The sequence below is a fragment of the Solibacillus sp. FSL W8-0474 genome (genome assembly GCF_038004065.1).
GTDB lineage: Bacteria > Bacillota > Bacilli > Bacillales_A > Planococcaceae > Solibacillus > Solibacillus faecavium.
Genome location: NZ_JBBOQJ010000001.1, coordinates 2,124,928 through 2,137,989 on the forward strand (window position 1 = coordinate 2,124,928; position 13,062 = coordinate 2,137,989).

The window sequence follows — 13,062 nt, forward strand, 5'->3', positions numbered from 1 at the left end:
AATTCAAACTAGGGTTTATTATCGGCAACAAACTAAGAGAATAATTCAAGTTTATTTTCATAGATCTTTATTACAAATTATACCATTTAATATCACTAAGTATAATGATAAAGAAGCGGTAAAATAATGAATTTTTGAAGTAGGAAGAGCCAAAAAAAGGATAAGCCCACTATTACAGCTTATCCTACGCAATCCCTATTCAGTTAAATGTAGTTAACTCTTGTTTAACAGCTTGCAAAAAGTCTTCCTCAAATCTATAAATGTGTTTACCTACTGTCTTTCCTAATGGTATGACGTCCGAAATCATTCCTTCATTTAAAGGTAATGAGTTTATAGAATTTATCTCTCTAGGATTATCTACTAAGTGATCCAAGGGCGTATTGGTCTCTATTTGAGAAAATAACTCTTTTAATTTTGCTTTTGGAATTTCGTCTTCTGCCTTATTCATTACAACGTTCATTAGATTTATTAGGTTTTCATGATCTAGATAGAACCCATCTGTCGCAGCCATCATTAATGATATAACCTGTTCCCCGTTAAAATAATGCGTACCCTTTTCGAAATCAAAAGCTGCCTGTGTTACTCCTCTTAATCGAATATCTTTTTGTATTTCATACTCAATCCCATTCATCGATTCAATTAACTCTGAAACGGTTTTTAAATCAAGCACTGCATAATAGTCAATAGGTATATCTAAAAACTTTGAAACCGTCTTTTTTACATTTTCAGCATCGCCAAAAGAATAGGCAAACAACAATTTATCATAAAAAAATGTTCCATCCTCATTCTCCGATATCGGGGCATAAGTATCATTAGGAAGCGAGACAACTTTCATCAACTTTTTATCTTTATTATAAGTAAGTAAAAGATTAAGGTATATTCGATTATCCATAACTTCAGACTTTACCGTAATCAACGAAGTAGAAAACTCAGCTTCCAAGGCATTTGTTGCAACACCTTTGTTCGATTCTTGACTCAAATTGCTACTGTTAGATCTTTCAATTAAATCCCCGGAAAGCATCGATGGAAGAAACAGAATCATACATAAACCTACTACCAATAAAGATACTGTTATGGGAATGAATTTATTAAAAGAAACATTCTTTTGGGTATGATGATTCTCATCCTGTTTACGGATTTCTTCAAATACTGCATTACGGTCTTCCTTCGTAAATGACAGGTGTTGATGAGACGAATTATGAATTTTTTCTCGTAATCGTTTATCTTCCATGAAGTTCTGCCTCCTTTAACATTGATTCTAATCGTTGCTTCGCTCTTCTTAACCTGGTCTTTACGGTATTAACCGAAATATCCAATACATTGGCAATTTCCTCTGTCGATAAAGAATCATAATAATAAAGATACACTACTTCCCGATACACCTTTGGAAGAGAATAAATCGTATCTTTTATTTCTTCATTATTGTATTTATCGATCACCTTTTTCTCAGTGGATGGTAATATAGACTTCGCTGTTTCATTGATAAAGCTTTTTACCTGCACCATTTTGTAATTCCAGCTTTTCAAATAATCTTTACATTCGTTAATTGTTATACGATAGAGCCATGTTTTGATTTGTGCGTCGAATCGAAACGAATCAATGTTTTTATAGCATTTGATAAACGTATTTTGTACAAGATCCTTCGCAGTTTCTACATCCTTTACATAAGAAAATGCCAACCGCACTAGCTCATTGCCATATTCAATCATTATTTTTTCCAATAGAAAGTCTTTTTCCTCCCTGTCCAATTGACTCCCCCTCCCTTTCAACCTACTTCAAATTCTGCTATTAGACGATTGTCAATTCATATTAGGTTCAATTTTTTCGATAAATTATATTTAATTACATTATTTAGCAATCTATAAAGTGATTTTAATATAATTTGTAATAAAAAAATATCTCCCCTCTAAAAAATAGAGGAAAGATAATTTTTCTGGGTTTATCGTGCAAATACTTTTGACAATTTTATAGTTATTCCCATTACTTTATTGGTATTATCTGTTAAAATCAATATAATATTTATAAGGGGTGTCTGAATGAGCAACAGTTCTAACTATTTTAAAAAAATAATTTGGGTTATAGGATTAACTATACTAGCAAAATTAAGTTTTGATTTAAAAGTCCAACTGCAAAAAACCGCCCAAATGGAGTACAATATTGTACCTGTTCTTTGGTTTGATGTGGTCAGTGCACTATTACTTGGAGGTTACATCTCTATTCTGCTTGTGCAAAAATGGTCAGTAAAAATTAATCATGCTTTACTATGGTGTGTAGCGACCCCTTGTTTAGTACTTCTATTAATCTATCCAACGCTAACAACGTTGGCAGTATATGAACTTATACCGGAAAGCTTTGCGTTTAGTTTTATTGCAGCTTGGGTGTTTAAAGTAGCTATGACTTCCCCAAACGTAGTAGGCATAGTTGCAGGAATGACATTGGCATTAAGCATTTTTAGTAATCAATCCAATCGGGCCAAATAGAGATTTCAGTTTACTTAGACTTAGAAAGGCTTTTAATCATTTCAAATGCTATACATAATGTAAACACAAAAAATACTAGCGCAAAAAATTTGGATACAGTTTGTTCCCTCACTAAAAACTGTGAACATGACAGGTACATAGCAAAAGATAAAAGAATAAATGCTAATACTTTTTTGAAATACTGCATGTGCTTAACGTTTCGCAATACGATTAGGATCATAATCGATATTTTTTTTAATTTTGTTTAGATCCTTTTCTATTTTGGAAATAAGCATATGTATCTCTTCATTTTCTGAAGCGGTAAAGTTTTCGCCTCTTTGTATATTTAAAATCATCGTTTGATTAATTAACCTCAAACAAGATTTAATCAGGGCTAAATCCATTTTGATTGCTTCTTTACTTGTGTCTAATCCATCCATTTCTACCACTCCCTACCACAAATTATATACCATTATATAGTAGGAGTGTAAAATGAAGCTAGAATTTATAAATCTTTTGATAAGCGAATCATATCTCTGCATTGTATTCCATTCTCAAAAATCTCTTCCTCATAATGCTTAATGAAAAAGTCAAAATCAATAGCGATTATTCGGAAACCACATTTTTGATATAAAGCTAATTGACCAATACTGGAATTCCCCGTACCGATCTCGATTGTTTTATACCCTTTTGCCTTAGCATTCCGGATGGCATCAGTTACTAATAATTTCCCAACGCCCTCTCCCTGATGGACTTCGGCTACTGCGACATTGACTAATTCCACAGTTTTAGGTCTTGTAGGTAATAGCACATATACACCTACAACTTGTTTTTCATTTTCGGCAATAAAACAATCACCTCTTGTAATATATTCTTCCACTATAGTTTCTGAAGGATCCGCCAATAACAGCAACTCCATCGGGATTTTATCTTGTTTTTCGAGTTTTCTTATATTCAATGTTGAGTCCCCCTCCCACCTATATTTTTTATAGAAAAAAGCGCAAATTCCTGCTATAGAATTGCGCCAAATGTTTTATCTTCTTATTTTCCAGTTTCACTAAATTGCTTAATGCGCTCGCCAATTTCGTCACGGACCCGCTGAAATTCGGACCATTCTTTACCGGCTGGATCATCAAATCCCCAATGTTCTCTTTTAACATGCGGTGGTGTCACAGGACACTTATCTACCGCGTCCCCACACAATGTCACGATCAAATCAGCATTATTTAAAATTTCAGGATCAATGATATCGGATGTTTGACTGGAAATATCAATGCCAACTTCTTTCATTGCCTTCACTGCATTCGGATTTAAACCGTGAGCTTCGATTCCTGCACTTTTAACATCCCACTTTTTACCGAGATATTTTTTTGCCCAACCTTCCGCCATTTGGCTTCTGCAAGAATTACCTGTACATAAGAAATAAATTGTTTGTTTCAACCTAAATCCCACTCCTTTTAAAAAATTAATAATGTGATATATAGCCCAAGTAGCGTAATAAATAGAATTGGGATAGTTAAAATAATACCTGTTTTAAAATACGTTCCCCATGAAATTTTGACGCCCTTTTGAGAAAGAACATGGAGCCATACTAATGTTGCAAGAGAACCGATTGGTGTGATTTTCGGTCCTAAATCAGATCCAATAACATTCGCGTAGATTAACGCTTCCCGGATAACACCAGAAGTATTCGTTTCAGCAATCGCTAATGCATCGATCATAACGGTTGGCATGTTATTCATAATGGAAGAAAGAAACGCGGCAATAAAGCCCATTCCAATCGTTGCAACAAATAATCCCTGATCAGCTGTTGCCTGAATAACACTAGACAAAGAATGCGTCAACCATGCATTTCCTAAACCATAGACAACTACGTACATCCCGATCGAGAAAAACACCACATTCCATGGAGCACCTTTAACAACTGATTTCGTCCGTACTGCATGGCTTCTTCCCGCCATTAATAAAAAGAAAATAGCGATGCCCCCTGCAATAATGGAAACGGGGATTTGTGTGAATTCACTTGAAAAATATCCAATTAGCAATACCCCTAGTACATACCACGAAAGTCGGAACATTTTTATGTCTTTAATCGCTTCTTTAGGCGTTCTTAATTTAGATAATTCATACGTACCTGGAATACTTTTTCTAAAGTATAATAATAGGACTGTAATCGTTGCGATTAATGAAAAAAGGTTAGGAATAATCATTCTTGATGCATACTCCACAAATCCTATATTGAAGAAATCCGCCGATACAATGTTGACTAAGTTACTGACTACGAATGGAAGAGATGTTGTATCCGCAATAAATCCACTCGCCATTATAAATGGAAAGATCATTTTTTCGCTAAATTGCAGATGACGAACCATTGCCAGCACAATTGGCGTCAGGATTAAAGCAGCCCCATCATTCGCAAATAATGCCGCGACAATAGCCCCTAAAATACTTACATAAACGAACATTTTGATGCCATTGCCCTTTGCAGCCCGCGCCATATGTAGTGCTGCCCATTCAAATAAGCCAATCTCATCGAGTATTAACGAAATAATAATAATCGCGACAAAAGATAAAGTAGCATTCCACGTAATACCTATTACTTCGTTTACATCATTAAAATCCACTACCCCGACCAATAAGGCCAATATTGCCCCACCACAAGCTGACCAACCAATATTTAATCCTTTTGGCTGCCAGATGACGAGAATAAGTGTTAATAAAAAAATCGCTGTTGCTAGAATTGCTGTAATCACTAAATATAACCTCCATCAATCACGGTGTACAAACTTATTTCTAATTAGCAACAGGAATTGCTTGTATCCACTTCCACACAACAAGTAGTAGATTCTATTTTATGAACATCACTATCAGCTTTTGTATAGAAAAACTCCCACTCATTTCCGTCTGGATCTGTCACCCAGAATTTATCCTGCACAGCATAACAGCATGTAGTATCCATTTCATCACGTGCAAAAAAGCCTTCTTTTTCTAGTCTTTCCTTATGAGCAGTAATTTCCTCGCTCGTCTCTACTTGAAATCCAAAATGATTAACTTGATTTCCTTTCACTTCATCACGAACATTCAGTGTAAAATTCAGTCCCGGAGTATCAAGCAAGAATTTAGCATAATCTACTTTCACCTTAACTGGTGAAGCTCCAAAAACTTTTTCATAAAACTCAATTGATTTTTCAAGATCCGTAACGTTTATACCTACATGTACATATTTCATATACTTACCTCCAATGTATTATTAATCAAAAAATTTTGATTTAAGAAACAAAAAAATTTAACAGCAGCTGCCTTTTCCAGTCTTTCTAAATATGCAGCACAGCTCTTCTGATAATAAATTGTTTACTTCTTTATCATTTAAATCATAATAGCTCCATGTTCCTTTCGTTTCTTTCGTAATCAAATTTGCATCCAAAAGGATTTTGAGATGATACGATAATTTTGATTGGGACATGTCAAATGCTTCGGTTAAATCACAAACGCAACTTTGGCCACGTTGGCATAACTCATACAAGATTTCCAGTCGCTTTTGATCTGCCAATGCCTTAAATTTCTTTTCATATTGCTCAAACTGAATTTCCAATAAAGATATCCTCCTTCATCAATTTATTTTGATATATTAATTATAACCAAAGCAATTTTGTATCGCAATCATTAAATCAATTTTTTTTGATGAATGAATCGGAACTTAAAAAACCTTTAATTTGGTTAAGTTTATGTGGTAAGTTTATATTTCTTAATATATTCTTAAGAATTCTTATCAGTTTTTATTAAGTTTTATGCGCTATGCTTGGATTAAAGGAGATTTATTATATGAAAAAACTAATTTTTGCACTTATAGTTGCCGTTATAGGCTATCAATTTTTTATGGGTAAACAAGCAACTGCTCCTGATTTACCACAGCAGTTATCCCTAGAACCTTATGCAATTTCGAGCGGAAATCTTGTACTCGTCAATCGAGACATTCAGCTAAAACAGGACCCGACCAATTTAGCGCCAATCCCAACTGATATCGCGGAAAATGTTATTGTGAATTCAGAATTTCTTTTCGAGAATCAGGCAATAAAGCCGCTCAAGCAACTATTTGATGCAGCAGCGAAGGATGGAATTGAACATTTTATCATTAACAGTGCGTATCGCAGCGGTAAACTACAGCAGCAGCTTTATGAAGAGCATGGCGCTGACTATGCGCTGCCATCCGGCCATAGTGAACATCAGACGGGCTTATCACTTGATATTGGTTCGACTGCCGGCAAAATGGAGAATGTCGATGAAGGTAAATGGTTGGAAGAATATGCAGCGGATTTTGGCTTCATCTTACGTTACCCAGAAGACAAGGTGGATGTGACTGGTATCAACTACGAACCATGGCATTTCCGTTACATAGGCTTGCCCCATAGTATGATCATGAAAAAAAATAATCTCGTGCTTGAGGAATATATTACTTTCCTTAAAAAGGAGCAGTTTTATACAACAGAAATAAATGGTACCTCCTACTTCGTGCAGTATACGGATAATAAGACTACTGTTAATATCCCGGATTCTGAAAACTATATCGTGTCTGGTGATAATGAAAAAGGATATATCATTACATCAATTGTAGAATAATTCGTGGAAGGAAAGTAAGCGGAAGATTTCCTGTTATTTGGTACTTGACGGTAGTTTTACGAGGAAATAAAGGGAGTTTTTCCGCTTATGTATGAAAAAATCACCTCATTTGGAGTTTTTTTAAAGTAATAACCGGAATTTCTCCGTCTATTTTTTGGAATCAAAAATCGGCCATTTGCATTAAAGCAATGTGGCCGATTCTTTTTAGTTACACACTTTTCGCATATGCGACGTGCTGTTTTCTTGCTTCCTGAACCTTTGCCGCTGAAAAGATAAATACAGCGAGCCAAATGCATAGGAACGTTACAAATTCTGTTGTAGTAAAGGGTTCTTTGTAAAGAAAAATCCCCAGCAGTAAACTGATTGTCGGTGATAAAAACTGGATAAAGCCCATTAAGTAAAGCGGAATTTTTTGTGCACCTTTCGCAAAAAAGATGAGCGGAATCGCTGTTACAATACCACTGCCGATTAAAAATAAATTCGTTTTCCAATCAACGTGCATAAAAGCAATTTCCGTCGTTTGCATTAAGTAAATATAGCTAATGATTGCGATCGGTAATATAAATAATGTTTCGATTGCTAAACCGCGCGTTGCATCCAGCGGAATCTTCTTTTTGATAACACCGTAAGAGGCAAAAGATAAAGCAAGTGCTAATGACACCCATGGAATTGTACCACCTAAAAATGCCTGGTAGCCAACCCCAAATGCAGCAATCAGTACAGCAACAGTAGTAGCTTTCGAAATTTTTTCTTTAAAGAAAATCAACCCGAACAATACTGAAATAAGCGGATTAATATAATAACCTAAACTCGCCTGTAATAGGTGTTCGTTATTTACTGCCCAAATGAAAATTCCCCAGTTGATGGAAACAACGACGGCGGCGATAAATAGTAAAATAAAATTCTTCTTATTTTTCCAAAGTATTTTAATATCGGCAATCGTTTCTTTATATTGGCGAATGATTAAAATAAAGAGCGCTGTAAAAACGAAGGACCATATAACGCGCCCTACCAATATTTCCATGCTGCCAACATGATCTATTTGTTTCCAAAAGAGTGGGACAATCCCCCACATGAAATAGGCACCCATTGCAAACAGGATACCCTTTTTTTGTTCTGACATTATTGCACCTTCTAGTATTTTTATATTTCAATTATAGTTGTCGTTATGAAGGAAGTAAATATTGATGTGTGGAACAGGTGTTTTTATTCGCCAGTTCAGGGGACTTCGCCAGTTTAATCCCGATATTCGTCACTTAAAATTATATCTTCGCCCTTTTTGAATGCGGGGGAATTTATTCGCCACTTAGTTTGCTATAATCGCCATTTCATCCCACATAATCGTCTTCGCCAGTTCAACCCCGATATTCGACGCCCAACACTACAAATGCCCCTCCCCCTCCCCACTAATGCAAGAAAGTCATATCCACCCCCGCACATGTTAGGAATGAATATGACTTTTCATTTCAACAAGCTACTCGACTATCCCATTTTGCAGCAAGTACATTTTTTGATATAACCCTTTTTGTGCGATAAGCTGCTGGTGGGTACCGCGCTCAACAATTTCTCCTTTATGCAGCACTAAAATTTGCTCTGCATCTTGAATTGTCGAGAGTCGGTGCGCGATGGCGATAGTTGTACGGCCTTTTCGCATTTTCTCCAATGATTGCTGAATGCCGACCTCTGTTTCCGTATCGATCGCTGCAGTCGCTTCGTCCAATACTAAAATTTTCGGGTTCGTTGCAATCGTTCGTGCAAAGGCTACTAATTGACGTTGCCCACTTGAAAACGTAGATCCACGCTCCGTAACAAAGCTTTCATAACCATCCGGCAAAGCTTCGATAAAGTCGTTTGCCTGCACAAATTCAGCAGCTTCCTTCACCTTTTGTAAAGTCAGCTTTTCATTGTACAAACGGATATTCGAATCGATCGTCCCGTAGAATAAAAACGGATCCTGCAGCACTAAGCCCATTTTGTCACGAAGCTCCTGTTGTTCAAAATCTTTAATCGATTGGCCGTCTATTAAAATATCGCCACGCTTAAATTCATAAAAGCGCATCAGTAAATTAATAATTGAGCTTTTCCCACTACCCGTATGACCGACGAGTGCGACGGTTTCACCAGGATTGACTGTAAACGATATATTTTTCAGTACATCCTGTTTCCCGTCATAGCTGAACGACACATTTTTAAACTCAATATGACCTTGTGACACGGTAACCGCCTTGTTTTGCTGTGCTGGCTCCAGTTCTTCATTATCAAGTAGCTCAAACACACGTGAAGCGGCAACAATTGCCTGTTGGAACAGTGCAAGCCGTTCCATTACTTGATTGATCGGATCAAAGAAGCGGTTCATATACGTAATAAACGCATACACAACCCCTACTTCTACCGCAGTTTCAAACGATGCCCACCCAAAGTTGAACAGTAAAATAATAATAGCCGTGAAGTACACTAAATCGATAATCGGTCGAAGCAGTAAACTGTTCATTTTCGTATTCGCCATCATCGATTGGAAATGCTCTTCATTGACACGGTCAAATTCATCATTAAAGCGCTTCTCTTGACGGAAAGCCTGCACAATGCTCATGCCTGACAGTGTTTCTGATAGTTTCGCATTAAGCTCACTTAGTTTTTCGCGCATACGCATATACACGACCGAGCTCATTTTCCGGTACAGCCAAATAATATAAATAATGACCGGCAATAGTAGCAGCATATAAAGTGCAAGCTTCGCGTTTAGGAAAAACATTGCAAAATAGACACCGACAATTAAAAATGCTGCCTGCACAAAGCTAATCAATACCGATACGAACATATCCTTAATCGCTTCAGTATCATTTGTCGCTCTTGATACAATAGAGCCGGCTGGTACTTTATCGAAATAACGCATTCCAAGCTTATGGATTTTCGTAAATACATCAATACGTAGCTGCTGGATGACCTTTAACGCAAGCTGCTGAAATTTAATATTTTGATAATACGTAATGAAGACGTTTAATAACTGGATCATGAAATAACTAATCCCCAAAATTAAAATCGGCGTCATATCAAAATTACCGATCATTAAATGGTCATCAATATATACTTTGATTAAATACGGACCGATTATATCCCCGATTACAGTTAGCACAAGCAGGAACAATGCAATCGCCAATAACTTTTTATGAGGCTTTAAATATGTAAATAGCCGTTTTAATACAATTCGCTGTTCTTTACTTGAAATGGTAGTTGTATCATTCGCCATGACGATCGCCTCCTTGCTCGACTAACTGCTCTAGTTGCTGTAGCTGATACATCTCATAATAGCTTCCTTCTAAAGCCATTAACTGTTCATGAGTACCTTTTTCAATAATCGTGCCATCTTCTACAACGATAATGACATGCGCTTGTTGAATCGCACTTAGACGGTGAGATGTAATAATCGTTGTCGCATCTTTACGCTCTTCCTTCAAGGCATGTAAAATTGCTTCCTCTGTTCGTGCATCCACTGCAGAAAGAGAATCATCTAAAATGAGAAGCTCCGGTTTCATTAATAGAGCACGTGCTATTGAAATTCGTTGCTTCTGCCCGCCGGAAAGTGAGACGCCACGTTCACCGACAAGGGTGCTGTATCCATCTGTGAAGCTCAAAATATCTTCGTCTATATTTGCCAGTTTCGCTGCAGCACGCACTTCTTCCAAACTAGCATTTGGATTGGCAAATGCAATATTGGAGTATAGTGTTGCAGAAAATAAGAAATGATCTTGAGGGACATAGCCAATTGACTGGCGTAAATATTCTTTCTTGTAATCGTTTATATTGTGGTCGCCAAATTGAATCGTACCTTCATATCCTTCAAATTCACGGAGCAACAGCTTTAATATCGACGTTTTCCCTGCACCTGTTTTCCCTACAATACCTAGCGTTTCTCCACGCTTTAATTCAAAGTGCATATCCCTTATCGTTGGTGACGCATCACCTGGGAATGTAAACGATTGAACGTTAAAAACAAGGTCCCCTGAAGGATTTTCCATAATAGCATTAGGCTTGTCGTCAATATCAATTGGTGTATTCAATATTTTTTCGATACGGTCATAGGAAACACTACCGCGCTCAACAATATTAAACAGCATCCCAATCGCCAGCATCGGCCAAATAAGAATACTTAAATACGTAGTGAACGTAACTAAATCCCCAACAGTCATGGCCTCTTCTAGAATAAATTTCGTTCCGAAGCCGAGACTTAGCATAAAGCTTAATCCCACAACAAAGCTGATTGTCGGATCGAATAAAGAATCGACCTTCGCCACACGCATATTTTTTTCTACTACTTCATCCGAAAGCTTAGTAAAATCTGCTACATCTTGAGATTGCTGACCGAATGTTTTTAATACTTTCATGCCGCTTATACTTTCCTGTGTTTTGTCATTTAAATCTGAAAACGCAGCCTGGGCATGGCGAAAACGTTCATGCAATAGTTTGCCGTAATAGCTCGTCGATAGCGCAACCAATGGCATCGGAATTAACGCAATTAACGTCAAACGCCAGTCAATGGTAATCGCCATTGCTAAAATAACAAACCCGCCTGTTGTAATCGAGTCAAATAATGTTAAAACCCCACCGCCAGCTGTTTGCTGCACTGCACTAATATCATTTGTCGCATGGGCCATTAAATCGCCGACACGATTTTTTTGATAAAATGACGGGGACATTTGCGTAAAATGACGATGTAGCTTTTCACGCAATGTACGTGCCAATAAGTTGGAAGAACCGAAAATCATTTGACGCCAGTAATAGCGCAGCACATACATTGCAATCGCTACAACGGCAATGATGGCAAGCCATTTGAATAGGCCTGATTTCGTTAATGTCTGATCCCCAATTTCATCAATTGTATATCCAATAATTTTTGGTGGTACGAGCTGTAGAATCGCTACTAATATAAGCATCAGCAACCCGACTGTATACTGAAACTTTCGCTCTTTAAAAAACCAGCCTAATTTCAAAAACACCTTCATTTTTTCACCTTCTTTTTTTACTCAAGTTCCACTATTTTAACAAATTTTATAATTTTCGGATATATCAAAAAGAAATATTTTTTCGGATTCCGAATTATTTTTTTAGTGCAAACCGAAAAAGCATAGAAAATGTCTCCATTTAATATGCCTGTAAAATTTATTTTTTTCATATTAAGTTGATTCTCCTCATACTTAATCCAAAGAATTACCGTTTTGCAATAGATAAAAATTGCTTCTCTATCTAATTAACTTTCCGATATTTCCACCTCTTTTTGTCCATACTAAATTTATCACTCCATTCTCAGCAAATTTCAATCCAAATGTGTAAATCGCTGTAATTGGGAACGGATTAAAAAGATTATGAAGGGAAGTAAATTATTGATGAAACAACTTTTATTTGCGCTTGCATTTGCATTTTTACTATTTGTACCTGATGTATATGCTCACACATATTTGGATTCAACAAATCCGGATAAAGGTGCAACGGTTACAGAGCCATTACAAACAATTGAATTAACATATTCAGGTAAAATTGAAGAAGGCAGTATTTTTAAAGTGCTGTCCAGTGACGGCTCCGAAATGCCCATAACTTCTATCACAGTAAATGATGGTGTCTTAACAGGTGCATTAGCTTCACCTCTTCCTAACGACACTTATATCGTCGAATGGAATAGTATCAGCGAGGACGGACACCCTTTAACAGGTTCATTTTCCTTTACAGTAAATACAGCCAAGGATCCAAGTAATCAGGAAACTGCTGAAGATACAGTGAATAAACTGGACTCGAATGTGGACTCCATTATCGATACGTTAAAAGATGAAACCGATTCAGAGGACGATAATTCCATTTGGACACTGATCATCGTCGTAAGTATCATTGTTCTTGTTTTAGTTGGAATTACAATATATAGCTATAAAAGATGGTTAGTAAAACGCAAAGGAAATAAGTAAAACTACCGTATCTATATTAGGAATGCCTATTTTCG

14 protein-coding genes are annotated in these 13,062 nt (G+C 36.6%); 3 read left to right on the forward strand and 11 right to left on the reverse strand.

Annotated elements, in window-relative coordinates:
* Window positions 1–199 precede the first annotated feature (199 nt).
* Together NYE67_RS10485 and NYE67_RS10490 are read right to left on the reverse strand one after the other, a co-directional pair.
* Complete coding sequence (locus NYE67_RS10485; protein ID WP_340729996.1) at window positions 200–1,231, reverse strand: LCP family protein; 1,032 nt, start codon at window positions 1,229–1,231, stop codon at window positions 200–202.
* Complete coding sequence (locus tag NYE67_RS10490; RefSeq protein ID WP_339212344.1) at window positions 1,221–1,748, reverse strand: sigma-70 family RNA polymerase sigma factor; 528 nt, start codon at window positions 1,746–1,748, stop codon at window positions 1,221–1,223. The genes NYE67_RS10485 and NYE67_RS10490 overlap by 11 nt, the downstream gene beginning before the upstream one ends.
* 288 nt (window positions 1,749–2,036) lie before the next feature.
* Between NYE67_RS10490 and NYE67_RS10495 the strand changes: the two genes are divergently transcribed.
* A complete protein-coding gene (locus tag NYE67_RS10495) occupies window positions 2,037–2,480 on the forward strand; it encodes a hypothetical protein (RefSeq protein ID WP_340729997.1) in 444 nt (147 codons plus the stop codon).
* A 191-nt stretch (window positions 2,481–2,671) separates the two neighbouring features.
* Here NYE67_RS10495 and NYE67_RS10500 read toward each other — a convergent pair whose 3' ends face one another.
* The 6 genes from NYE67_RS10500 to arsR all read right to left on the reverse strand — a co-directional run bounded on the left by NYE67_RS10500 (window position 2,672) and on the right by arsR (window position 6,051).
* On the reverse strand, window positions 2,672–2,899 hold the full coding sequence (locus NYE67_RS10500; protein WP_340729998.1) for a phosphoglycerate mutase: 228 nt from the start codon (window positions 2,897–2,899) through the stop codon (window positions 2,672–2,674).
* A gap of 65 nt (window positions 2,900–2,964) precedes the next feature.
* A complete protein-coding gene (locus NYE67_RS10505; protein WP_340729999.1) occupies window positions 2,965–3,417 on the reverse strand; it encodes a GNAT family N-acetyltransferase in 453 nt (150 codons plus the stop codon).
* Window positions 3,418–3,500: 83 nt separating this feature from the next.
* The gene (gene arsC / locus NYE67_RS10510) at window positions 3,501–3,899 is read right to left on the reverse strand and encodes an arsenate reductase (thioredoxin) (protein WP_340730000.1); all 399 of its coding nucleotides are present in this window, start codon (window positions 3,897–3,899) and stop codon (window positions 3,501–3,503) included.
* 17 nt (window positions 3,900–3,916) lie between these two features.
* Window positions 3,917–5,212 carry an arsenic transporter gene (locus NYE67_RS10515; protein ID WP_340730001.1) on the reverse strand — a complete coding sequence of 432 codons (1,296 nt, stop codon included), beginning with the start codon at window positions 5,210–5,212 and terminating at the stop codon, window positions 3,917–3,919.
* Between the two features lie 44 nt (window positions 5,213–5,256).
* Window positions 5,257–5,688 (reverse strand): ArsI/CadI family heavy metal resistance metalloenzyme, encoded by a 432-nt coding sequence (locus NYE67_RS10520; protein WP_191698774.1) that lies wholly within the window; start codon window positions 5,686–5,688, stop codon window positions 5,257–5,259.
* A gap of 57 nt (window positions 5,689–5,745) precedes the next feature.
* Window positions 5,746–6,051 (reverse strand): arsenical resistance operon transcriptional regulator ArsR, encoded by a 306-nt coding sequence (arsR, locus tag NYE67_RS10525; protein WP_340728101.1) that lies wholly within the window; start codon window positions 6,049–6,051, stop codon window positions 5,746–5,748.
* 230 nt (window positions 6,052–6,281) lie between these two features.
* Between arsR and NYE67_RS10530 the strand changes: the two genes are divergently transcribed.
* A complete protein-coding gene (locus NYE67_RS10530) occupies window positions 6,282–7,076 on the forward strand; it encodes a M15 family metallopeptidase (RefSeq protein ID WP_340730002.1) in 795 nt (264 codons plus the stop codon).
* Between the two features lie 208 nt (window positions 7,077–7,284).
* On the opposite strand, the gene rarD is transcribed toward NYE67_RS10530, so the two are convergent.
* The 3 genes from rarD to NYE67_RS10545 form a co-directional block, all read right to left on the reverse strand.
* The gene (rarD, locus tag NYE67_RS10535) at window positions 7,285–8,199 is read right to left on the reverse strand and encodes an EamA family transporter RarD (protein ID WP_340730003.1); all 915 of its coding nucleotides are present in this window, start codon (window positions 8,197–8,199) and stop codon (window positions 7,285–7,287) included.
* Between the two features lie 351 nt (window positions 8,200–8,550).
* Entirely contained in the window at window positions 8,551–10,323 is a 1,773-nt protein-coding gene (locus NYE67_RS10540) for an ABC transporter ATP-binding protein (protein WP_340730004.1), read from the reverse strand.
* Window positions 10,313–12,076, reverse strand: coding sequence for an ABC transporter ATP-binding protein (locus tag NYE67_RS10545; RefSeq protein WP_340730005.1), 1,764 nt, complete (start codon window positions 12,074–12,076; stop codon window positions 10,313–10,315). Before NYE67_RS10545 ends, NYE67_RS10540 begins: the two co-directional genes overlap by 11 nt.
* Before the next feature lie 381 nt (window positions 12,077–12,457).
* Here NYE67_RS10545 and NYE67_RS10550 point away from each other — a divergent pair, with 381 nt between their 5' ends.
* The gene (locus NYE67_RS10550) at window positions 12,458–13,027 is read left to right on the forward strand and encodes a copper resistance CopC family protein (protein ID WP_340730905.1); all 570 of its coding nucleotides are present in this window, start codon (window positions 12,458–12,460) and stop codon (window positions 13,025–13,027) included.
* The last annotated feature ends 35 nt before the right edge of the window (window positions 13,028–13,062 follow it).

Coding starts and splice junctions, on each gene's coding strand:
- NYE67_RS10485 (WP_340729996.1), bottom strand. CDS start 1,231: ATGGAAGATAAACGATTACGAGAAAAAATTCATAATTCGTCTCATCAA.
- NYE67_RS10495 (WP_340729997.1), top strand. CDS start 2,037: ATGAGCAACAGTTCTAACTATTTTAAAAAAATAATTTGGGTTATAGGA.
- NYE67_RS10500 (WP_340729998.1), bottom strand. CDS start 2,899: ATGGATGGATTAGACACAAGTAAAGAAGCAATCAAAATGGATTTAGCC.
- NYE67_RS10520 (WP_191698774.1), bottom strand. CDS start 5,688: ATGAAATATGTACATGTAGGTATAAACGTTACGGATCTTGAAAAATCA.
- NYE67_RS10530 (WP_340730002.1), top strand. CDS start 6,282: ATGAAAAAACTAATTTTTGCACTTATAGTTGCCGTTATAGGCTATCAA.
- rarD (WP_340730003.1), bottom strand. CDS start 8,199: ATGTCAGAACAAAAAAAGGGTATCCTGTTTGCAATGGGTGCCTATTTC.
- NYE67_RS10540 (WP_340730004.1), bottom strand. CDS start 10,323: ATGGCGAATGATACAACTACCATTTCAAGTAAAGAACAGCGAATTGTA.
- NYE67_RS10545 (WP_340730005.1), bottom strand. CDS start 12,076: ATGAAGGTGTTTTTGAAATTAGGCTGGTTTTTTAAAGAGCGAAAGTTT.
- NYE67_RS10550 (WP_340730905.1), top strand. CDS start 12,458: ATGAAACAACTTTTATTTGCGCTTGCATTTGCATTTTTACTATTTGTA.